Source organism: Streptomyces sp. NRRL F-6676 (assembly GCF_000725625.1).
Lineage (GTDB): Bacteria > Actinomycetota > Actinomycetes > Streptomycetales > Streptomycetaceae > Streptomyces.
In genome coordinates, this window is record NZ_JOHS01000079.1 from 1 (window position 1) to 20,259 (window position 20,259).

The following is a 20,259-nucleotide window of genomic DNA, read 5'->3' on the forward strand; positions in this document are numbered from 1 at the left end:
GGTCGTGGCGTGCCGCGCGGCTCCCCGCGCCCCTTCAAGGGGCGGCGGGGCGTGAACCCTCCCGTCAGTGACGGGACGTCACCGTCCCCTCCACCGCGAACAACTGTTCCTCGACGTGGTCGAGGGCCAACCGCAGCGCACCGGTCGCCACCACCGCCTCCCCGACCCCCGACAAGGTCACCCTCGGCGGCCGCAGGCAATACCGCGCCAACTCCCGCCGCAACGGCTCCAGCACCCCGTCGAGCCCCGCCGCCCACCCCCCGATCACGACCAGCTCCGGGTCGAGCGCGAGCGCCAGCGCCGCGACATCGTGCACCAGCCGCTGGAGGAACCGCTCCACCGCCTCCCGTGCCCGTCCGTCCCCCTCCCGCGCCAACGCGAACACCTCCGCCACCGCCTGCTCGTCCAGCGGATGCAACGGCCGGTCCGTCGTCGACAGCAGCGTCTCCGGCGTCGCCTCGCGCCCCAGCAGATGCAGCGCCCCGATCTCCCCGGCCGCACCCCCGAACCCCCGGTGCAGCCGCCCCCCGATCAGCGCACCGGCCCCGGGACTCAGCCCCGCCAGCACGAAGACCACGTCGTCGGACTCGGTGGCCGCCCCCTTCCAGTGCTCGCCCACCGCCGCCGCGTTCGCGTCGTTCTCCACCAGCACCGGGCACTTGAAGGAGCGGCTGAGCCGGTCGCCCAGCTTCAGTCCTGTCCACCCGGGCAGCGCCGTGCCCAGCCGTACCGTCCCGTCCGCCTCCACGATGCCGGGGCTGGCCACGCCGACCGCGCGCAGCGAGTCGCGTGCCACGCCCGCCCGCCGCAGCAGCTCGGCCACGGTGGTGCGCAGCCGCTCAAGGCGCTCGTCGGCCGGCGCGGTCTCGGAGATGTCCTTGGACAGCGTGCCCAGTTCCCTGCCATCGAGGTCGGCGAGGACCGCGGTCACCCGGTGCGCGCCGACGTCGAGGCCCAGCAGATGTCCGGCCTCCGCACGGAACCGGTAGCGGCGGGCCGGCCTGCCCTGCCGCCGGGCGGCGCCCTCCTCGGCCGCGGCCTCCACCACGAGACCCGCCCCGATGAGCCCTTCGACGACCCCCTCGACGGTCGGCCGGGACAGCCCCGTCACCCGGGTGATCTCGGTGAGGGTCGCGCAGTCGGTGGCACGCAACGCGTGCAGCACCACAGCGGAATTGATCCTTCGCAGCAGAGAGGGGTCCCCGCCGGTGAGCCGCCCCAACGTCCGTCCTCCCAGCTCGTGCGCGTGTGGGGCGGATCGTACTCGGCCGCGGCCCGCCCCGGCGAGTGCCGGGCGGCCCCCGGCCCCCCCGATGGCACCGCCCATTGTCAGAGGCGGCTGGTCTACTGGAGACATGAGCCTGGATCAGCACCTCGCCGCGATCGGCCTGTTGTGCTCCCAGCCCCCCCCGGTGGGGCACGACGGGCCGTCCGGCCGGACGCCCGGGACTCTGGCGGGACCCGGCTACCGCATAGTGACCCTGGAGGCCGGCACCGGAGCGTACGGGGGCGGCGGTGCCGGGCGGGAACAGGAGGCGGACGACCTCGACGCCCAACGGGAGGGCCTGGCCCGGATACTGGACGAGAGATGGGGGCCCGGGCAGACCTGGGGCACGCTCACGCCCGCCGTCCGCCTCGCGCGCGGCGAGGAGATACCCGAGCCCTGGGCGGCGCTCACCCACCTCGTGGACCGGCTCCAGCTGTGGCGGTGCGCGGCGGACGGCCGCTGGATAGGGCTCGGACTGGCGGACCGGGACGGCACGGACGAGGTGCGCCTCCTCGCGGCCGTCACCGACATCGACCCGCCGTGAGCCCGGCCGCCGGCCCGGAACCGGTACGCCACCGGCGCGCTACTCCTCGGCCGCTTCCCGGAGGCGGGCGAACTCCTCGGCCATCGTCCGCGCCGTCCAGTGGGCGTTGAGGCCGCTGGGGTTGGGCAGCACCCAGACGCGGGTGTCGCCGACGGTCCGCACCTGGGGACCCACCTGGGCCCTGCGGTCGTCGAAGGCGGTCCGGTAGGCGCTCACGCCCAGCACGGCCAGCCACCGGGGCCGCAGCCGGGCCACCTTCAGGCTGAGCAGCCGCCCGCCCTCGCGGTACTCCTCGGCGGTCAGCTCGTCGGCCCGGGCGGAGGCCCGCGCCACCACGTTGGTGATGCCCAGCCCGTACGACAGCAGTTCCTCCTGCTCGGAGGGGTGCAGTCGGCGCGGGGTGAACCCGGACAGGTGCAGCACCGGCCAGAAACGGTTGCCCGGGCGGGCGAAGTGGTGGCCGGTCGCGGCCGTCATCAGACCGGGGTTGATGCCGCAGAACAGGACGTGGAGGCCGTCCGCGACCACGTCCGGGACGAGACGGTCGCGGGCGGCCTCCAGCTCCGCCGGGGTGGGGCGCGTCAGAGGATCGCCCCCGGGGTGTAGCCCGCGGCCTCCGGGTGCCACTTGACGATCTCGCCGATCCGGGCGACGACGGTGGCGACCTGGTCGGCGGCGGCGCCGGTGAACGACAGCTTGTCCGCCATCAGCGCGGCCAGCGCCTCCCGGTCCAGCGGGATGCGCTCGTCGGCGGCGAGGCGGTCGAGCAGCTCGTTGCGCTCTGCGCCCTGCTCGCGCATGGCGAGCGCGGTCGCCACCGCGTTCTCCTTGATCGCCTCGTGCGCCACCTCGCGGCCCACGCCCGCCCGCACCGCGCCCATCAGGACCTTGGTGGTGGCCAGGAACGGGAGGTAACGGTCCAGCTCGCGGGCGACGACCGCCGGGAACGCGCCGAACTCGTCGAGCACGGTCAGGAACGTCTCCAGCAGGCCGTCGAGCGCGAAGAACGCGTCCGGGAGCGCCACCCGGCGCACCACGGAACAGGACACGTCGCCCTCGTTCCACTGGTCGCCCGCCAGCTCGCCGGTCATCGAGGCGTAGCCGCGCAGGATCACCATCAGGCCGTTGACGCGCTCGCAGGAGCGGGTGTTCATCTTGTGCGGCATCGCGGAGGAGCCGACCTGGCCGGGCTTGAAGCCCTCGGTGACCAGCTCGTGCCCCGCCATCAGCCGGATCGTCTTCGCCAGCGAGGACGGGGCGGCGGCGAGCTGCACCAGGGAGGTGACGACCTCGTAGTCGAGGGAGCGGGGGTAGACCTGGCCGACGGAGGTGAACGCCTGCGAGAAGCCGAGGTGCTCGGCGATGCGGCGCTCCAGCTCCGCGAGGCGGGAGGCGTCGCCGCCGAGAAGGTCCAGCATGTCCTGGGCGGTGCCGACCGGGCCCTTGATGCCGCGCAGCGGGTAGCGGCCCAGCAGCTCCTCGACGCGGCCGTACGCCACGAGGAGCTCGTCGGCGGCGGTCGCGAAGCGCTTGCCGAGGGTGGTGGCCTGGGCGGCCACGTTGTGCGAGCGGCCGGCCATCACCAGCTCGCCGTACTCGCCGGACAGCTTGCCGAGGCGGGCCAGAACGGCGACCGTGCGGTCGCGCATCAGCTCGAGCGAGCGGCGGATCTGGAGCTGCTCGACGTTCTCCGTGAGGTCCCGGGAGGTCATGCCCTTGTGGACCTGCTCGTGGCCGGCGAGGGCGTTGAACTCCTCGATACGGGCCTTGACGTCGTGCCGGGTGACCTTCTCGCGCGCGGCGATGGAGGGGAGGTCGACGTCGTCGAGGACGCGCTCGTAGTCGGCGAGCGCGGTGTCGGGGACCTCGATGCCGAGGTCCTTCTGGGCGCGCAGTACGGCGAGCCAGAGCCTGCGCTCGAGCCTCACCTTCTCCTCGGGCGACCAGAGCGTGGCGAGCTCGGGGGAGGCGTAGCGTCCGGCGAGGACGTTGGGGATGCGGGGCTTGGCGGGCGCAGATGTCACGTGTACGGAGTGTACTGGCGGTTCGTGCAGGTGGGCGGGGCGGGTGGGTTCGGAGGATCGTACGAGGGGTGGGGCCCGGGGGCCGCCCCTGCTACGCGCTCGGCGGCTCGTACGGGAGGAGGTCCGGGCGCTTCGCGGGGCGGCCGTCGCCCGAGGAGCGGCCGGTCAGACGGCGGGCTATCCAGGGGAGCAGGTGCTGCCGGGCGAAGCGGGCGTCGGCGGTTCGGCGGGCGAGCCAGGCCGCCGGGGCGGTCGCCGCCATCGGCGTGCGCCAGTCCGCGTCCTCCGGCTCGTGACCGAGCGACTGCCACACCGCCTCCGCCACCCGCCGGTGGCCCTCGGCCGTCAGGTGCAGCCGGTCCACGTCCCACAGCCGGGGGTCGGAGAGCGACGGCGCCCCGTACAGGTCGACGACGACCGCCCCGTGCCGCTCCGCGAGCGCGTCGACCGTCTCGAACAGCGACTCCATGCGCGGCCGGAACCGCTCCAGGACCGGACCCTGCCGGCCCGGGCTGCGCATCAGCACCAGCTGCTTGCAGGACGGGGCCAGCCGCTCCACCGCCTCCGTCAGCAGATCCCGCACCCGGACCATGTCGCACTTGGGCCGCAGCGTGTCGTTGAGGCCGCCGACCAGTGTGATCACGTCGGCGCCCATCCCGGCGGCCAGGTCGACCTGCTCGTCGACGATCTGGCCGATCAGCTTCCCCCGCACCGCGAGGTTGGCGTACCGGAAGCCGGGCGAGCGCGCGGCCATCCGGCCGGCGAGAAGATCGGCCCAGCCGCGGTAGGTGCCGTCGGGCAACAGGTCCGACATGCCCTCGGTGAAGGAGTCGCCGACCGCGACCAGGCTGGAGTAAGGGGGGCTGGGGTGAGGCGGGTTCGTCTGCATGGCGGTCCCGATGCTAACGCGCCCCGCATACCCGTCGGTCGGTCGGGAGTCACCCCCCTGGCCTCCCCCGACCGTCACGCCGGCTGGCCGAACAGCTCCCGCAGGACGTCCTCCATCGTCACCAGGCCCGACAGCCTGCCGTCCGGGCCGAGCACCGCGGCCAGGTGGGTGCGGCTGCCCCGCATCGCGGTGAGCACGTCGTCCAGCGGCGTGGTCTCCCGGACCCGGGCGATGGACCGCATCTCCCGCACCGGGAACGGCACGCCGCGCGGACCCGCGTCCAGCGCGTCCTTCACATGCAGATACCCCACGATCCGCCGGGCCGCGTCCACCACCGGGAAGCGCGAGAACCCGGAGTGCGCGGACAACTGCTCCAGCTGCTCCGGAGTGACGCCCACGCGCGCGTAGACGATCTTCTCCAGCGGCAGCACCACGTCCCGCACCGGTCTGCGCCCCAGCTCCAGCGCGTCGTGCAGCCGCTCCTGCGCCCGCTCGTCGATCAGCCCGGCCTCGCTGGAGTCCTGCACGAGACGGGCCAGCTCGTCGTCCGAGAAGGTGGCCGTTACCTCGTCCTTCGCCTCCACCCGCAGCAGCTTCAGGAGGACGTTGGCGAAGGCGTTGATCGCGAAGATCACCGGCCGCAGCGCACGGGCCAGCCCCACCAGCGGCGGGCCGAGGAGCAGCGCCGTCCGCACCGGCTCGGCCAGCGCCACGTTCTTCGGCACCATCTCGCCCAGCAGCATGTGCAGATACGTCGCCAGCGCCAGCGCGATCACGAAGGACACCGCGTGTCCCGCGCCCGACGGCACGCCCACCGCGTGGAACACCGGCTCCAGCAGGTGCGCGATCGCCGGCTCGGCGACCACGCCGAGGACCAGCGTGCACAGCGTGATGCCGAGCTGTGCCGCCGCCAGCAGCGCCGAGACGTGTTGCAGCCCCCACAGCACGGAGCGGGCCCGCCGGTCGCCCTCCTCGGCGCGCGGCTCGATCTGGCTGCGGCGCACCGAGATCAGCGCGAACTCGGCGCCCACGAAGAAGGCGTTCGCGACCAGCGTCAGCAGGCCGATCAGCAGCTGTACGGCGGTCATCGGCGACCCTCCCCGTTCTTCCGGTCGCCGACGCGGCGAGCGGTCTCGTCGTTCCGGGTCCGCCCGGCCTCCGCCGCGGCCCCGGCGTCCTCCGCCAGGGGTGCGTGCAGCAGGACCCGGGCCGCCCGGCGTCCCGTCGCGTCCACCACGTCGAGGCGCCAGCCGGCGACCTCGACGCGGTCGCCCGCCGCCGGTATCCGGCCGAGTTCGGCCGCCACCAGGCCGGCGAGCGTCTCGTACGGTCCGTCCGGCGCCCGCAGCCCGACGCGCGCGAGCTGGTCCAGGCGGGCCGAGCCGTCGGCGTCGTACCGCGCGCGGCCGTCGTCGTCCGCGCCGGCCGGGGCGAGGTCGGGTGTCTCGTGCGGGTCGTGCTCGTCCCGCACCTCGCCGACGACCTCCTCGACGATGTCCTCCAGCGTGGCCACGCCGGCCGTGCCGCCGTACTCGTCGATGACGACGGCCATGGTCTGCCGGCCCGACGACAGCCGGTCGAGGAGCCGGTCCACGGTGAGCGACTCGGGGACGAACAGGGGTTCGCGGATCACCTGGCCGAGCGTGCGCAGGGGGCGCTGGTCGGCGGGGACCGCGAGGATGTCCCGGATGTGTGCGACGCCCACGACCGAGTCCAGGCTCTCGCGGTAGACCGGGAAGCGGGACAGGCCCGTCGCACGGGTCGCGTTCGCCACGTCCTCGCAGGTCGCCTGGAGGTCGAGGGCGACGACCTGGACGCGCGGGGTCATCACGTTCTCCGCGGTGAGGTCGGCGAGGTTGAGGGTGCGCACGAACAGCTCGGCGGTGTCCGCCTCCAGTGCCCCCTCCTTCGCGGAGTGCCGGGCGAGCGCCACCAGCTCCTGGGGCCCGCGCGCGTGCGCCAGCTCCTCGGCCGGCTCGAAACCGAACCGCCGTACGACGTGGTTGGCCGTGTTGTTGAGATGGGTGATGAACGGCCGGAACGCGGCGCTGAACCAGCGCTGCGGCGTGCCCACGCGCTTGGCCATGGCCAGCGGTGCGGAGATCGCCCAGTTCTTCGGCACCAGCTCGCCGACGACCATCAGGAACACCGTCGACACCGCCGTGCCGAGCACCAGGGCCACCGACGTCGACGCCGAGGACGGGACGCCGATGTCCTCCAGCGGGCCCGATATCAGTTTTGAGATCGACGGCTCGGCGAGCATGCCGACCACCAGGTTGGTGACCGTGATGCCGAGCTGGGCGCCGGACAGCTGGAACGTCAGCTGCCGTACGGACTTCAGGGCGCCCGCCGCGCCGCGCTCACCACGTTCGACGGCCCGTTCGAGGTCGCCGCGCTCGACCGTGGTCAGCGAGAACTCGGCGGCGACGAACGCGCCGCAGGCCAGCGAGAGCGCGACCGCCACGAGCAGCAGGAGGACCTCGGTCATCGGGTCACCTCCGTCCCGTGCCCGGCCGGGGGCGCGGGGACCGGGCGGGACCTGCCGCCGCGGGGTGCGTGAGGGGTACTACTGGGAGGCTCGCCCATGCGCGGACGCTCACACCTTTCATGGAAGGACGGGTGATCCCTGGACGGGACCATGCGATGCCTCAAGAGTAAAGGATGGGCAAAAGTGCCCGGCGGGCCTGTGGACAACGGACCTGCGGACAACGGACCTGTGGACGAGGCGCCTGTGGGCGACGGGGTCGCTACAGCGGCTTGACCCAGCGTCGCCAGTGGTCCTCCCGGTGGTAACCGGCGGCGCCCCATGCCCGGTGCGCCCGCGCGTTGGCTTCCAGGACCATCGCGTCCGCCCGCCGTCCGCCGAGGGCGGCGAACCGTTCCTCCGCCGCCTCCAGCAGGGCGCGTGCGATGCCCTGCCGGCGGTGGCCGGGGTGCACGGCCAGCCGGTAGAGGTGGCACCGCCAGCCGTCGAAACCGGCTATCGCCGTCCCGACGAGGGTGCCGTCGCGCTCCGCGAGGAGCAGGGCCTCGGGGTCCCGGGCGAGCAGCCGGGCCACGCCGTCGCGGTCGTCGCTGATGCTCGTCCCCTCCGCGGCCGTGCGCCAGAACCGGAGGACGGCGTCGATGTCGGAGGGGGTGGCGGGGCGGATGCGCGGATCACTCATGGGGGGAGCGAAGCAGAGGGCGGCCGCGGGCCGCGACCGGTTTCCTTGCCCGCGCTAGCGTTGCCGCGCTAGCGTCGGGAGCATGGCGAAGACCCAGCTGAACGTGCGGGTGGACGAGGACACGGCGCGGGCCGCCCGAGAGCGGGCCCTGGAGCGGGGCATGAGCGTCAACCGGTACATCGAGGAACTGGTCCGGCAGGACGCGGGGGAGACGGGCCGGACGTTCGTCGATGCCGCGGCCGACTTCATGAAGCGGTACGAGTCGGTCTTCGCCGAGGAGTTCGGCGCGGGGCCCGCCGAGGCGCGGCAGCAGGGCGGCCGCTGAAGCCTTGAGCACGCTCAGGATCGACCTCGCGTGGTTGCTGATGGTCGCCGAACAGAGGACGCCGGGGGATCCGCAGGTCACCGACTGGGGTGCGCTGGTCGCCGCGGTCAGCCGGCACGAGGCGGAGATATTCGGCGTCCCCGTCTACGACACGCCGCACGCGCGTGCGGCGGCGTTGCTGCAACTTCTGCTGCATGTGCCGGCGCTGGAGCGCTCCAACGCGTTGTTCGCGTCCGCGGTGGCGTACGGCTATCTCGTCGCGTGCGGGGCGAAGGTGGCCGTGTCGCCGGAACAGGTCCGCGAGCTGGCCCGCCTGGCCAAGACCGGCGGGGCGACGGTCCAGCGGATCGCGGAGGAACTCCGCGGCTGGACGGCCTGAAGCCCAGCGCTGTGGGCGCGCGTAGCCCCGGGCCCCTTGCGGGGCGGGGCTCGGCGCCTGAGGGGTTGCCCCCGGGCGTGGTTGTGCGGGTGCGGGTGGTGTGTGGCTGGTCGCGCAGTTCCCCGCGCCCCTTGGGGGGCGGAGCCCCCGGCGCTTGAGGGGTTGCCCCTGGGTGTGGTTGTGCGGGTGCGGGTGGTGTGTGGCTGGTCGCGCAGTTCCCCGCGCCCCTTGGGGGGCGGAGCCCCCGGCGCTTGAGGGGTTGCCCCCGGGGGTGGTTGTGCGGGTGCGGGTTGCGTGTGGCCGGTCGCGCAGTTCCCCGCGCCCCTGTGGGGTGCCCCCTGGCGCGGCTCGTGCGGGTGCGGGTCGCTCCTGGTTGAGGGCCCGGCGCGCGCCGTCAGGGGCGCGGGGAACTGCGCGAGCAACCACGGCGGACCTGTACACGCGAACTCACCGCCGGGGGCATCCCCGTGGGCGTCAGGGGCGCGGGGAACTGCGCGACCGGCCACAGCGTGCCCGCACTCGCGCACCCACCGCCGGGGGCACCCCCGTGGGCGCCCCTACTCGTCCACCCCCGTCAACCCCTCCACCCCCCACGTCCCCCCCAACGCCGGCGCCAGCCACCCCCGCGCACCCGCCTGGAAGGCAACCGGCGGCAAGCCCCCGGCTCCCGCCGGGATCGCGCCCGCCAGGGGGACGCCCGTCACCGTCGGGAGGTCCGCCACGTTGCAGCGGGCCGCCAGGTCCGGCCGGGACGGCCACGCGCCGAGCAGGACGCCGGCGGGGGCCAGCCCCCGCCTCCCCAGCTCCCGCGTCGTCAGCTCCGTCGCGTTCAGCGTGCCCAGCCCCGCCGAAGCCACCACCAGCACCGGCGCCGACAGAAGCGACGCCACGTCCGCCACCGTGCCGCCCTCGTCGTCGAGGCGGACCAGCAGTCCGCCCGCCCCCTCGACCAGCACCAGGTCGTACTCGGCCGCCAGCTTCTCCGCCGCCTCGGCCACGTCCGCCGGCCGCACCGCCGGCACCCCGGCCCGCCGCGCCGCCGTCGCCGGCGCCAACGGCTCCGGGTAGCGCGCGAGTTCGCGCCAGACCCCGGCACCCGACAGCCGTACCGCCTCCTCCGCGTCCCCCCGCTCCCCGGGCTCCAGCCCCGTCTGCGCGGGCTTCAGCACGGCCACCGAGCGCCCGTCGGCCACCGCCACCGCGGCGACCGCCGCCGTGGCCACCGTCTTGCCGATCTCCGTCCCGGTCCCCGAAACCACCAGAACCGCCATCTCACGCCTCCCGCGCCGCCGCGCAGACCGCGCGGCCGATCCGTGCCAGATCCTCGTCACCTGTGACGTACGGCGGCATCGTGTAGACGAGGTCGCGGAACGGCCGCAGCCACACGCCCTCGCGCACCGCCGCCCGTGTCGCCGCCGCCAGGTCCACCTCGTGGTCCAGCTGGACCACCCCGATCGCCCCGAGCACCCGCACGTCTCGCACGCCCGGCAGCGCGCGCGCCGGCGCGAGCCCGTTCCGCAGCCCCGCCTCGATCCGCCCGACCTCCGCCCGCCAGTCCTGGCCGAGCAGCAGTCCGATCGACGCGCAGGCCACGGCCGAGGCCAGCGGGTTGCCCATGAACGTCGGCCCGTGCGCGAGCACCGGCACCTCGCCACGCGAGATGCCCTCGGCCACCCGCGCCGTGCACAGCGTCGCCGCCAGTGTCAGATAACCGCCGGTCAGCGCCTTGCCCACGCACATCACATCGGGCGTCACCGCCGCGTGGTCCGCGGCGAACAGCTCGCCCGTGCGCCCGAACCCGGTGGCGATCTCGTCGAACACCAGCAGCACGTCATGCGCGTCGCACGCCTCCCGCAGCACCCGCAGATACGCGGGGGAGTGGAACCGCATCCCGCCCGCCCCCTGCACCACCGGCTCGACGATCACCGCGGCCAGTTCGTGCGCGTGCCGCTCGACGAGGCCGCGCACATGCTCCGCGTACGCCTCCTCGTACTCCGCCGGGGGCGCGTCGGCGAACACCTGGCGGGGCAGCACCCCCTGCCACAGCTCGTGCATCCCGCCCTCGGGATCGCACACGGACATCGGGTGCCAGGTGTCGCCGTGGTAGCCGCCGCGCCAGGTCAGCAGCCGCCGCTTCTCCGGGCGGCCCAGGGAACGCCAGTACTGGAGGCACATCTTGACGGCCACCTCGACCGAGACCGACCCGGAGTCGGCGAGGAAGACGTGTTCGAGACCGTCGGGAGACATGTCGACAAGGAGCTTCGCCAGCCGGACGGCGGGCTCGTGGGTGAGCCCGCCGAACATCACATGGCTCATCCGGCCGAGCTGATCGCGCGCGGCCTCGTTGAGCACCGGGTGGTTGTAGCCGTGGATCGCCGACCACCAGGACGACATCCCGTCGACCAACTCCCCGGAGCCGTCCGCGAGTCGCAGCCGCACCCCGCTCGCCGCCCGCACGACGAGCGGTTCGGCGTGGCCCGGCATCGGACCGTAGGGGTGCCACACATGCCGCCGGTCGAGTTCCAGCAGTTCGGCCACGCTCCCCGGGCCGGACGGCTCAGGCATTGGGCGCGAGATCCGTTCCGGCACCCCGGCGGCGTACGGCGACGAGATCCGTACGGGCGGCCTCCGCCCCCGGACCGACAGAAGCGGCCCCACCGGCGTGCGCCGCGCAGGCCCCCTCGGCCTCGTGCGCCCCACAAACCCCCTCGGTCTCGTGCGTCCCGCAGACGCCCCCGTCACCCGAAGCCCCGCACCCGCCCCCACCGGCCCGGTGCTCCGGCAGCGTCACCTCGTCCGCGCCCTCCACCTCGAACCCGGCGTCGGCGATCATCTCCAGGTCGGCCCGGCCGGCCTGGCCCTCCGTGGTGAGGTAGTCGCCGAGGAAGATCGAGTTGGCCAGGTGCAGGGCGAGCGGTTGCAGCGTGCGCAGATGCACCTCGCGGCCGCCCGCGATGCGCACCTCGACGTCCGGGCAGACGAACCGCACCATCGCCAGGATCCGCAGACAGCGCCGCGGGGTGAGGTTCCACTCCGCGGCCAGCGGGGTGCCCTCCACCGGGATCAGGAAGTTGACCGGCACCGAGTCCGGGTCGAGCGCGCGCAGCGCGAGGACGACGTCGACCAGGTCCTCGTCGCTCTCGCCCATCCCCGCGATCAGCCCCGAACAGGCGGACAGCCCCGCGGCGTGCGCCTTGCGCACGGTGTCGACCCGGTCGGCGTAGGTGTGCGTGGTGGTGATGTCCCCGTACGTCGCCTCGGAGGTGTTGAGGTTGTGGTTGTACGCGTCCGCACCGGCCGCGCGCAGCCGCTCCGCCTGGCCGTCGGAGAGCAGTCCGAGGCAGGCGCACACCTCGACGTTCTCGTGCTGGTCCTTGATCGCCGCGATGGTGCCGGCGACCCGCTCCACGTCCCGGTCGCTCGGCCCGCGCCCGGAGGCCACCAGGCAGACCCGCTTGGCGCCGCCCGCCAGCCCGGCCGCCGCGGCCTTCGAGGCCTCCTCCGGCTTGAGCCAGCTGTACTTGAGGATGCCCGTGTCGGAGCCCAGCCGCTGCGAGCAGTACGAGCAGTCCTCCGGGCACAGGCCCGACTTGAGGTTGACGAGATAGTTGAGTTTCACCCGCTGGCCGAACCAGTGCCGGCGCACCCGGCCGGCCGCGGCCACCACGTCGAGCACGTCGTCGTCGGAAGTGGCGAGGACGGCCAGCGCTTCCTCGCGGGTCGGCGTCTCGCGCCGAAGCCCCTTGTCCACCAGCGTGTTCAGCAGGTCCATGGGGCCCGATCCTGGCGTACGACGGGGGCCCGGGCCAAGGAGGGATCGCACAACTGTGGGCGTGCGACGTGTGGGTATTGCCACACCCTGGGCGGCCCGCGCCGGCACTACTGTCTGTGCACTGCCTACAAACGCGCGTGCGCACCGCCCGCGGATACGAGGGCGTGGCCGCGAAAGCACCGGAGGGACCATGGCGTTCGGGTGGATCGAGGAACAGGCACGGGCGCGCCGCCGGGCGGGTCTGGTCCGGACCCTGCGGCCGCGCGCCGCCGACTCCCCGCTGCTGGACCTGGCGAGCAACGACTACCTGGGCCTCGCCCGGCACCCCGAGATCACCCGTTCGGCCGCCGAGGCGGCCCGCGTGTGGGGGGCGGGGTCCACCGGTTCCCGGCTCGTCACCGGCACGACCGAACTGCACACGGCCCTGGAGCGCGAACTCGCCGAGTTCTGCGGCTTCGAGGCGGCCCTGGTCTTCGCCACCGGGTACGCGGCCAACCTCGCCGCCGTCACCACGCTCGCGCCGCACGGTTCCCTGCTCGTCTCCGACGCGGGCAACCACGCCTCGCTCATCGACGGCTGCCGGCTCGCCCGCGGCACCACCCAGGTCGTGGCGCACGCCGACCCCGAGGCGGCGCGCAAGGCGCTGGGCACCCATGGGGGAGTGGCCGTCGTCGTCTCCGACACGGTCTTCTCGGTGGACGGGGACGCGGCACCGCTGGACCGACTGGCGGCGGCGGCGCGGGAGTACGGGGCGGGACTGGTCCTGGACGACGCCCACGGGCTCGGCGTGCTCGGCGAGGGCGGCCGGGGGGCCGCGCACGCGGCGGGGCTCGCGGGCGCGCCGGACGTCGTGGTGACGGCGACGCTGTCGAAGTCGCTCGGCAGCCAGGGCGGGGTCGTCCTGGGACCGGCGGCGGTGATCGCACACCTGGTCAACGCGGCCCGGACGTTCATCTTCGACACCGGGCTCGCCCCGGCCGCCGCCGGAGCGGCGCTGGGCGCGCTGCGGCTGCTGCGCCGCGAACCGGGGCGCGCGGACCGGGCGCGTGAGGTGGCCGTCACCCTGTACGAGCGGCTGACGGCCGAGGGGTTCGAGGCGGTACGGCCGGACGCGGCCGTGGTCTCCGTGCGGGCGCCGTCCCCCGAACGGGCGGTGCGGTGGGCGGAGGACTGCCGGGCGGCGGGACTCGCCGTCGGCTGCTTCCGCCCGCCGTCCGTGCCCGACGGCGTCTCCCGGCTGCGGCTGACCGCGCGCGCGGACCTGACGGACGGTCAACTGGCGCGTGCCGTCGAGGTGATCCGCGCGACGCGGCCGTGACGCCGGACCCCGTTCAGCCCAGCGAGGCCAGGAACTCCTGCCAGGCGCCGGGTGCGAAGAGCACGGCGGGCCCGGGCACCCGCTTGGAGTCGCGCACGGCGACCAGCCCGGCCCAGGGACCGGGCCCCGGACAGGCGGTCTCCACGCAGTTGTTCATTCCGGTACTGCGGCTGCTGCGCTGCCACCGCACCCCGGGCAGGGAGGTGTCGGCGGGCAGGGTCCGCGAGGCTGCGGAAACGGAAGCGGAAACGGGCATGGGTTTCCTCCTTACGCGCGTTCGGCGAGCGCGGTGAGGTGATCCAACGAGTCTTCGGGCGAGAGGGCGTTGCTTTGCAGAGTGGTGAAGGCCTCGGCGTAGGCCTGGAGTTCTTCTTTCCGTTCCAGATAGAGGCTACTCGTCAAGTGGTCGAGAACAACCACGTCCAGATCAGAAGTGCTCGGAAATGAGAAAATAACGAAAGGGCCGGTGACGCCGATGTGCGCCCCGGAGGCGAACGGCAGCACCTGGAGCCGGACATGGGGCAGGCGGGCGGCCGCCACCAGCCGTCTGAGCTGCTGTTCCATCACCGCCGGGCCGCCGACCTCGCGGTGCAGCACCGCCTCGTCGAGCACCGCGCTCATCCGCAGCGGCGGGTCCGCGCGCAGCACGTCCTGCCGGGCCAGGCGCACCTCCACCAGCGTGTCGAGATGGGCGTCGTCCGGCGGACCGACCGCGGCGTGCGTCACCGCGCGGGCGTATTCCGGGGTTTGCAGCAGCCCCGGCACCACCAGCGTCTCCAGCGTGCGCATGGCGCAGGCCTGCGACTCCAGACTGATGAAGTCGCGGTACGCGCGCGGCAGGACGCCCCGGTAGGCGTGCCACCAGTTCTGCCGGCCGCCGCCGCCCTCCGAGCCCGCGAGCACCAGCAGCAACTCGCGCAACTGGGGGTCCACGTCCCCGTAGGCGTCGAGCAGCAGCCGCACATCGGCCGGTTTCACCCCGCTGGAGCCGGTCTCGATCCGGCTCACCTTCGACTGGTGCCAGCCGACCCGGGCCGCGGCCTGCCCGCTGGTGAGGCCCGCCCGCGCCCGCAGGGCCCGTAACTCCGCGCCGAGTTTGCGGCGGCGCACCGCTGGTCCGTACTGCATCGGCCGACTCCTTCCGTCCGCCCCGCGCACCGCCGCGACGGTGAGCGACGGCGGGCCCGGTTGGCGACGGTAGAGGATGGACCGAGCAATCGCCCATATACGGTCGGTCGTCGGATAGTTCACCGCTTCGGGCGACAGATATATGCATATCTTGGGGGATCGGCAGCAGTGAGCCCGCCGGTGGTGGCAGTCTGACGCGCAGCACCAAGGCCGGGACCGTACGTGAACCATCCGCTCCGTGGCGGACCCCGCCTCCCGTGGGAAAGGGACGACGTCGCCATGGCAGACCACCAGGAAGCATCCGTCACTCTGCCGAGCGATCCCGCCTCGGTCTCCGCGGCCCGAAGATATGTGGCGGGCGTCCTCACCGACTGGGGACTGCCGCCCGACGCCGATGCCGCCGACACCGTGCGCCTGATCGTGTCCGAGCTGGCCACCAACGCCGTGCAGCACACCTTCGGGCTGTCGCCGACCTTCACGGTCGACCTCGTCCTCGACCGGGACGAGCAGCTCCGCGTCGGGGTGACCGACAGCCATCCGCGCTTCCCGAAACGGCTGCCGGCGGCCGTGCAGCAGGACAACGGGCGCGGTCTGGTCATCGTGCGCTGTCTGACCGCGGAGCACGGCGGTCGGCTCAGCGTGCGGCCCACCCGGGAGGGCGGGAAGACGATCGAGATCGAACTGCCCTGGAAGGTGCCCGCGGCCCAGCCGGACCCGTGAAGGAGCGGCCCCTCAGCCGCCGGAGTCCCGGGACCCCGGATCGCCCGGCGTCCCGGTGGGGTCCTCCGCGACCGGCCGGTCCGCGCGGACGCCGGTACGGCGGACCAGCCGCGGCAGCACGCCCCACAGCAGGACGCACACCGCCAGGGTCCCCGCACCCGCGGCGATGCCCGCCGTCCGGTCCAGGGTCACGTCCACCACCAGCAGCACCGAGCCGGTGAAGGCCAGCATCAGCACCGCCAGGCCCGCCGAGGCCAGCCGTGAGGAGACCTGCACGATCAAGGGCTTGGCGTTCTGCTGGAACAGCGAGCGGTGCAGCGCCGCCGGCGCCGTGAACAGCACGGCCGCCAGCATCGCGAGGAGCAGCGTGACGACGTACGTCGTGCGCTGGAACGTGTCGATGTCCGGGAAGCGCTGGGTGAAGGCCAGCGTCAGCAGGAAGGCGAACAGGATCTGCACGCCCGCCTGGGTGACGCGCACCTCCTGCAACAACTCGGCGAAGTTGCGGTCGGCGCGTTCCAGCGGGGTCTCGTTGCGTTGCTCGTGATGCGGGCGGTCGGCCATGAGGAACAGATAACCGTTCCTCCGCCGGTCACGCCCCCGCGCGATCGGCGGAGGACGGGTACGGGGCTGCCGCGCCCGTACCCCGCCGCCGCGGCCGGCCGGTCAGCGCACCCTGCCGTACCAGACGCTCCTGGTCCACAGCTTTTGCAGCCGTACGACGTCACCCGTCTTCGGCGCGTGCCAGATCTTCCCCTTCCCGGCGTAGATGCCCACGTGGTACACGTAGCTGCCCGAGTGGAAGAACACCAGGTCACCCGCCTTGCGGCTGGACGACGAGATATGGCGCGTCTTGTTGTACTGGGCCGCGGCCGTCCGGGGCAGCTTCTTGCCCGCCTTCTTGAACGAGTACAGCGTCAGCCCGGAGCAGTCGAACCGGTGCGGTCCGGTGGCGCCCCACTGGTAGGGGGAGCCCTTCTTCGACGCCGCGACGTGCAGCGCCTTCGTCGCCATGGTCGCGGCGGACGCCTGGGAGGCGACACCGGGGACCGCGATGCTGCCGCCCACGGCGGCGAGGGTGAGGGCCGAGGCGGTGCCGGCCCGGGTCAACAGCGACGGGACACGATCGAGCGCAGTCATGCGCAACCCTTCGTCAGCCGCCTGTGAAGGATGACCTGTCGGATTCGGGCTGGCGAAGTTGCCCGGCCGCCTGACGCGGCTTCACCCCAAGGGCTGCTCGGCACGGACCGTGCGTCCGTTCCGGCGACCCGTCGTGCTCGGGTCCTCCACTCCTGCCGATCCACTCCTGTCGACCGGTCATCCAGGCGGCGGCAGGACTCGGCGTCCGCCCGGACCGCCCCGCCGCTTGTGGCGGGGGCTGTCAGGAAGGGATCTTCGCCCACGGAAGTCTGAAAATCCCAACGGAAGCGGAGGTTTGTGTTGTTACTCACCACTCTGCTGTTCGAGTGAACGCCCTTTGTTTTTCCCCGTGTCCAGAGCCGGGAGGAGGCCCGGACCAGCACCGGAAGATCTCATTCCGCTCGCCGTCCACCGCGCCGCGCAACCGGGACGGCCCCCGAAGTCGAGGTGTGCCTACGCCGAAAGGGGGTAACCCGTCCGGCCCCTCCGTGTCCCGCCTGGCGCGCGGACGCCGTACCGCTCAACGGGCGCGCGCGTACCGGATATCGGATTGGCAAAGGAGGCCCACCGCCCCTGTTCTCAGGGACCGCACAGCGACAAGGATCCCCGTAGCCATCGGAAGATTCGTCACGATGTTCGGGGAGGTCCCTCTTGAGGGGTATGAGACCGACGAAGCGAGCCACCGCGCTCGGCTCCGCCGGAGCGCTCGTCACGGCGGCGGCACTGATAGCCGGGGCCGTGGCGGCACCGTCGGCCGCCGCCGGCACGCGCCACGGCCACGGCCAGAGCCACAGCAGCGAGGCACAGGGCGCCGCGCTCGCCGCCGCCCGGGCCGCCAGGGCCGGCATCGACTGGCAGGACTGCCCGGCCGACTGGGGGCTCGCCAAGCCGATCCAGTGCGGCTGGGTCAGCGTCCCGGTCGACTACGCCAAGCCCTACGGCAAGCAGATCAAGCTCGCCGTCGACCGCATTGGCAACACCGGCACCGCGCGCGAGCGCCAGGGTGCCCTGGTCTACAACCCGGGCGGCCCCGGCGCATCCGGACTGCGCTTCCCGGCCCGCGTCACCGCCAAGAACCCGGTCTGGGCCAACGTCGCCAAGGCGTACGACTTCGTGGGCTTCGACCCGCGCGGCGTCGGCCACTCCGCGCCCATCTCCTGCCAGGACCCGCAGGAGTTCGTCAAGGCGCCCAAGATGGACCCGGTGCCCGACTCCGAGGCCGACAAGCGCGCCCAGCGCAAGCTGGCCCGCGAGTACGCCGAGGGCTGCGCCGACCGCACCGACCGCACGATGCTCCAGCAGATGACCACCCCCAACACCGCCCGCGACCTGGACGTCATCCGGGCCGCGCTGGGGGAGCGCAAGCTCAACTACCTGGGCGTCTCCTACGGCACCTACCTCGGCGCCGTCTACGGCACGCTCTTCCCGGGGCACCTGCGCCGCATGGTCGTCGACAGCGTGGTCAACCCCGCGCGCGAGAACATCTGGTACGAGGCCAACCTCAACCAGGACATCGCCTTCGAGGGCCGCTGGAAGGACTGGGAGGACTGGGTCGCCAAGAACGACGCCGCCTTCCATCTCGGCGACACGCGTGGAGAGGTCCAGGAGCAGTGGCTGAAGCTGCGCGCCACGGCCAAGAAGAGCCCGCTCGGCGGGGTCGTCGGACCGGCGGAGCTCATCTCCTTCTTCCAGAGCGCCCCGTACTACGACTCCTCGTGGGTGCCGGTCGCGACGGTCTTCAGCAAGTACGTCGCCGGTGACACCCAGGCGCTGATCGACGCCGCCGCGCCCGACCTCTCGGACACGGCAGGCAACGCCTCCTCGGAGAACGGCAACGCGGTCTACACGGCCGTCGAGTGCACCGACGCGAAGTGGCCCACGAGCTGGCACACGTGGGACCGGGACAACACCCGGCTCCACAAGGAATACCCGTTCATGACCTGGGCCAACGCATGGATGAACCTGCCGTGCGCGACCTGGCCGGTCAAGCAGCGGACCCCGGTGGACGTCCACACCGGCAAGGGGCTGCCGCCCGTGCTCATCGTGCAGTCCACGGAGGACGCCGCCACGCCGTACGCCGGCGCGGTCGAACTGCACAAGCGGTTCAAGGGCTCGCGTCTGATCACCGAGCAGGGCGCCGGCTCGCACGGTGTCACCGGGCTGGTGAACCCCTGCATCAACGACAGGGTGGACACGTACCTGCTGACCGGAAGGACGGACCGGTCCGACGTGACGTGCACCCCGCACGCGACGCCGACGCCGTGACGACCGCGGCAGCGGTCCCGTAGCGGGAGGAGGGGGCGGCCGGACCACCGGCCGCCCCCTCCTCCCCTTCCTGGCATGCCAACCATCCCTGGAATGTCAACTGAGCGGCAGCCGGGGGAACTTGCGCTCCCTGGCCGTCTGCTCGGCCTCCTCCGCCTTCACCACGGCCGCGTACTGGTCGACGTACTCCTGCTCGGAGAGGGACAGGATCGCGTACATGATCTCGTCGGTGACCGCGCGCAGGATCGCCTTCTCGTGCTCCATGCCGGCGTAGCGGGAGAAGTCCAGGGGCTTGCCGAAGCGGATCACCACGGGGTGGATGCGAGGGATCTTGCGGCCGGGCGGCTGCGCCTCGAAGGTGCCGATCATCGCGCAGGGGATCACCGGGACCCCCGCCCTGAGCGCCATCACGGCGACGCCGACCTTGCCCTTGTAGAGCCGGCCGTCGTGGGAACGGGTGCCCTCCGGGTAGATGCCGAGCAACTCGCCCTTGCTCAGGACCCCGAGCCCCTCCCGGATCGCGGCCTGTCCGGCGTCCTTGCCGGAACGGTCGACGGGGATCTGCCCGGCGCTGCGGAAGAAGGCGGCGGTCAGCCGCCCCTTGATGCCCGGGCCGGTGAAGTACTCGGCCTTGGCGAGGAAGGTGATGCGCCGCTTCAGCACGGCGGGCATCAGGAAGTGGTCGGAGAACGACAGATGGTTGCCCGCGACGATCGCGGCCCCGGAGCCCGGCACATGCGCGAGCCCCTCGATCCGGGGCCGGAACGTCAGCCTCAGCAGCGGGCCCAGAACCACGTATTTCAGCAGGTAGTAGAACACCGCGGCACTCCTCGCGTTCCCCGGGGAGCGATCAGTGTAGGCGGCGCGACGGACAGAGGTAACCGCCGCGGGATCACGCTCTGTCCCTACTGATCAGTACCGACAAAAACCAACCGCGGAACCGAAGACTCCGGCCTTGTACGGCCGGCACGGGCCCGGTTCCGTGGGGGTGCAGGGGGCGGAGTCCCGGCGGGGGGCGGAGCCGTGGAGGTGCGGGGGGCGAGCCCCGAAGGGCGCGGGGTCTGGTTCCGTGGGGTGCGGGGGGCGGAGCTTCTGCCGGGGCGCGGGGTCCAGTTCTGTGGGGGTGCGGAGGCCGCGGCGCCACCGGGGTGGCGGGTCCGGTTCCGTGGGGGCGCAGGGGGCGGAGGCTCGCGCGGGTTCGGGGCGCAGCCTCCGGCGGGGTGCGGGGGCCGCAGCCCCGCCAGGGCGCGGGGTCCGGTTCGTGGGGGTGCAGGGGGCGAGCCCCCCCGCCGGGGTGCAGGGGGGCGGGGCCCCGTGGGGG

General features: G+C 73.2%; 21 protein-coding genes and 1 riboswitch. Of the genes, 6 read left to right on the plus strand and 15 right to left on the minus strand.

Annotation, left to right across the window (positions count from 1 at the left end; translation table 11 throughout):
* Positions 1-64 precede the first annotated feature (64 nt).
* Positions 65-1,222, minus strand: coding sequence for an ROK family protein (locus tag IO29_RS29460; protein WP_030380704.1), 1,158 nt, complete (start codon positions 1,220-1,222; stop codon positions 65-67).
* Positions 1,223-1,355: 133 nt separating this feature from the next.
* Here IO29_RS29460 and IO29_RS38155 point away from each other — a divergent pair, with 133 nt between their 5' ends.
* Positions 1,356-1,811, plus strand: a complete 456-nt coding sequence (locus tag IO29_RS38155; protein WP_030380705.1) for a hypothetical protein — start codon at positions 1,356-1,358, stop codon at positions 1,809-1,811.
* A 39-nt stretch (positions 1,812-1,850) separates the two neighbouring features.
* On the opposite strand, the gene mug is transcribed toward IO29_RS38155, so the two are convergent.
* The 6 genes from mug to IO29_RS29495 all read right to left on the minus strand — a co-directional run bounded on the left by mug (position 1,851) and on the right by IO29_RS29495 (position 7,891).
* On the minus strand, positions 1,851-2,396 hold the full coding sequence (gene mug, locus IO29_RS29470; protein WP_030380706.1) for a G/U mismatch-specific DNA glycosylase: 546 nt from the start codon (positions 2,394-2,396) through the stop codon (positions 1,851-1,853).
* On the minus strand, positions 2,393-3,835 hold the full coding sequence (gene purB / locus IO29_RS29475; protein ID WP_030380707.1) for an adenylosuccinate lyase: 1,443 nt from the start codon (positions 3,833-3,835) through the stop codon (positions 2,393-2,395). Before purB ends, mug begins: the two co-directional genes overlap by 4 nt.
* Positions 3,836-3,926: 91 nt before the next feature.
* Positions 3,927-4,724, minus strand: a complete 798-nt coding sequence (locus tag IO29_RS29480) for an SGNH/GDSL hydrolase family protein (RefSeq protein ID WP_030380708.1) — start codon at positions 4,722-4,724, stop codon at positions 3,927-3,929.
* Positions 4,725-4,798: 74 nt separating this feature from the next.
* Complete coding sequence (locus IO29_RS29485) at positions 4,799-5,812, minus strand: hemolysin family protein (protein ID WP_030380709.1); 1,014 nt, start codon at positions 5,810-5,812, stop codon at positions 4,799-4,801.
* Positions 5,809-7,212: a hemolysin family protein gene (locus tag IO29_RS29490; protein ID WP_030380710.1), complete on the minus strand. Its 1,404-nt coding sequence runs from the start codon at positions 7,210-7,212 to the stop codon at positions 5,809-5,811. Before IO29_RS29490 ends, IO29_RS29485 begins: the two co-directional genes overlap by 4 nt.
* A 259-nt stretch (positions 7,213-7,471) precedes the next feature.
* A complete protein-coding gene (locus IO29_RS29495) occupies positions 7,472-7,891 on the minus strand; it encodes a GNAT family N-acetyltransferase (RefSeq protein WP_030380711.1) in 420 nt (139 codons plus the stop codon).
* Positions 7,892-7,973: 82 nt separating this feature from the next.
* On the opposite strand from IO29_RS29495, the gene IO29_RS29500 reads away from it, so the two are divergent.
* Together IO29_RS29500 and IO29_RS29505 are read left to right on the plus strand one after the other, a co-directional pair.
* Complete coding sequence (locus IO29_RS29500) at positions 7,974-8,216, plus strand: toxin-antitoxin system HicB family antitoxin (RefSeq protein ID WP_030380712.1); 243 nt, start codon at positions 7,974-7,976, stop codon at positions 8,214-8,216.
* A gap of 4 nt (positions 8,217-8,220) precedes the next feature.
* The gene (locus IO29_RS29505; protein WP_030380713.1) at positions 8,221-8,595 is read left to right on the plus strand and encodes a hypothetical protein; all 375 of its coding nucleotides are present in this window, start codon (positions 8,221-8,223) and stop codon (positions 8,593-8,595) included.
* 557 nt (positions 8,596-9,152) lie between these two features.
* Here the strand turns inward: IO29_RS29505 and bioD are convergent.
* The 3 genes from bioD to bioB are packed head-to-tail and all read right to left on the minus strand — an operon-like array spanning position 9,153 to position 12,367.
* On the minus strand, positions 9,153-9,866 hold the full coding sequence (gene bioD, locus IO29_RS29510) for a dethiobiotin synthase (protein WP_030993976.1): 714 nt from the start codon (positions 9,864-9,866) through the stop codon (positions 9,153-9,155).
* Between the two features lies 1 nt (position 9,867).
* Positions 9,868-11,160, minus strand: a complete 1,293-nt coding sequence (locus IO29_RS29515; protein ID WP_030380715.1) for an adenosylmethionine--8-amino-7-oxononanoate transaminase — start codon at positions 11,158-11,160, stop codon at positions 9,868-9,870.
* Positions 11,153-12,367: a biotin synthase BioB gene (gene bioB / locus IO29_RS29520; protein ID WP_030380716.1), complete on the minus strand. Its 1,215-nt coding sequence runs from the start codon at positions 12,365-12,367 to the stop codon at positions 11,153-11,155. Before bioB ends, IO29_RS29515 begins: the two co-directional genes overlap by 8 nt.
* A gap of 190 nt (positions 12,368-12,557) precedes the next feature.
* Here bioB and IO29_RS29525 point away from each other — a divergent pair, with 190 nt between their 5' ends.
* Complete coding sequence (locus IO29_RS29525; protein WP_030380717.1) at positions 12,558-13,685, plus strand: 8-amino-7-oxononanoate synthase; 1,128 nt, start codon at positions 12,558-12,560, stop codon at positions 13,683-13,685.
* Between the two features lie 13 nt (positions 13,686-13,698).
* Here the strand turns inward: IO29_RS29525 and IO29_RS29530 are convergent, their stop codons facing one another.
* Together IO29_RS29530 and IO29_RS29535 are read right to left on the minus strand one after the other, a co-directional pair.
* On the minus strand, positions 13,699-13,941 hold the full coding sequence (locus IO29_RS29530; protein ID WP_030380718.1) for a DUF397 domain-containing protein: 243 nt from the start codon (positions 13,939-13,941) through the stop codon (positions 13,699-13,701).
* An 11-nt stretch (positions 13,942-13,952) separates the two neighbouring features.
* Positions 13,953-14,813: a helix-turn-helix domain-containing protein gene (locus tag IO29_RS29535; RefSeq protein WP_030380719.1), complete on the minus strand. Its 861-nt coding sequence runs from the start codon at positions 14,811-14,813 to the stop codon at positions 13,953-13,955.
* A gap of 279 nt (positions 14,814-15,092) precedes the next feature.
* On the opposite strand from IO29_RS29535, the gene IO29_RS29540 reads away from it, so the two are divergent.
* Complete coding sequence (locus IO29_RS29540; protein WP_030380720.1) at positions 15,093-15,533, plus strand: ATP-binding protein; 441 nt, start codon at positions 15,093-15,095, stop codon at positions 15,531-15,533.
* A gap of 12 nt (positions 15,534-15,545) precedes the next feature.
* Here IO29_RS29540 and IO29_RS29545 read toward each other — a convergent pair whose 3' ends face one another.
* A complete protein-coding gene (locus IO29_RS29545; protein ID WP_030380721.1) occupies positions 15,546-16,097 on the minus strand; it encodes a DUF6328 family protein in 552 nt (183 codons plus the stop codon).
* A gap of 102 nt (positions 16,098-16,199) precedes the next feature.
* Positions 16,200-16,673, minus strand: coding sequence for a C40 family peptidase (locus tag IO29_RS29550; protein WP_030380722.1), 474 nt, complete (start codon positions 16,671-16,673; stop codon positions 16,200-16,202).
* A gap of 3 nt (positions 16,674-16,676) precedes the next feature.
* A riboswitch (cyclic di-AMP (ydaO/yuaA leader) is annotated at positions 16,677-16,887 on the minus strand.
* A gap of 446 nt (positions 16,888-17,333) precedes the next feature.
* Between IO29_RS29550 and IO29_RS29555 the strand changes: the two genes are divergently transcribed.
* Positions 17,334-18,938, plus strand: coding sequence for an alpha/beta hydrolase (locus IO29_RS29555; RefSeq protein ID WP_030380723.1), 1,605 nt, complete (start codon positions 17,334-17,336; stop codon positions 18,936-18,938).
* Positions 18,939-19,034: 96 nt separating this feature from the next.
* Here the strand turns inward: IO29_RS29555 and IO29_RS29560 are convergent, their stop codons facing one another.
* Entirely contained in the window at positions 19,035-19,757 is a 723-nt protein-coding gene (locus IO29_RS29560; RefSeq protein ID WP_030380724.1) for a lysophospholipid acyltransferase family protein, read from the minus strand.
* Positions 19,758-20,259: the final 502 nt, after the last annotated feature.

Coding starts and splice junctions, on each gene's coding strand:
- IO29_RS29555 (WP_030380723.1), top strand. CDS start 17,334: ATGAGACCGACGAAGCGAGCCACCGCGCTCGGCTCCGCCGGAGCGCTC.
- IO29_RS29515 (WP_030380715.1), bottom strand. CDS start 11,160: ATGCCTGAGCCGTCCGGCCCGGGGAGCGTGGCCGAACTGCTGGAACTC.
- IO29_RS29530 (WP_030380718.1), bottom strand. CDS start 13,941: ATGCCCGTTTCCGCTTCCGTTTCCGCAGCCTCGCGGACCCTGCCCGCC.
- IO29_RS38155 (WP_030380705.1), top strand. CDS start 1,356: ATGAGCCTGGATCAGCACCTCGCCGCGATCGGCCTGTTGTGCTCCCAG.
- IO29_RS29485 (WP_030380709.1), bottom strand. CDS start 5,812: ATGACCGCCGTACAGCTGCTGATCGGCCTGCTGACGCTGGTCGCGAAC.
- IO29_RS29535 (WP_030380719.1), bottom strand. CDS start 14,813: ATGCAGTACGGACCAGCGGTGCGCCGCCGCAAACTCGGCGCGGAGTTA.
- IO29_RS29550 (WP_030380722.1), bottom strand. CDS start 16,673: ATGACTGCGCTCGATCGTGTCCCGTCGCTGTTGACCCGGGCCGGCACC.
- IO29_RS29500 (WP_030380712.1), top strand. CDS start 7,974: ATGGCGAAGACCCAGCTGAACGTGCGGGTGGACGAGGACACGGCGCGG.
- IO29_RS29495 (WP_030380711.1), bottom strand. CDS start 7,891: ATGAGTGATCCGCGCATCCGCCCCGCCACCCCCTCCGACATCGACGCC.
- bioD (WP_030993976.1), bottom strand. CDS start 9,866: ATGGCGGTTCTGGTGGTTTCGGGGACCGGGACGGAGATCGGCAAGACG.
- IO29_RS29525 (WP_030380717.1), top strand. CDS start 12,558: ATGGCGTTCGGGTGGATCGAGGAACAGGCACGGGCGCGCCGCCGGGCG.
- IO29_RS29540 (WP_030380720.1), top strand. CDS start 15,093: ATGGCAGACCACCAGGAAGCATCCGTCACTCTGCCGAGCGATCCCGCC.
- IO29_RS29490 (WP_030380710.1), bottom strand. CDS start 7,212: ATGACCGAGGTCCTCCTGCTGCTCGTGGCGGTCGCGCTCTCGCTGGCC.
- bioB (WP_030380716.1), bottom strand. CDS start 12,367: ATGGACCTGCTGAACACGCTGGTGGACAAGGGGCTTCGGCGCGAGACG.
- IO29_RS29480 (WP_030380708.1), bottom strand. CDS start 4,724: ATGCAGACGAACCCGCCTCACCCCAGCCCCCCTTACTCCAGCCTGGTC.
- IO29_RS29545 (WP_030380721.1), bottom strand. CDS start 16,097: ATGGCCGACCGCCCGCATCACGAGCAACGCAACGAGACCCCGCTGGAA.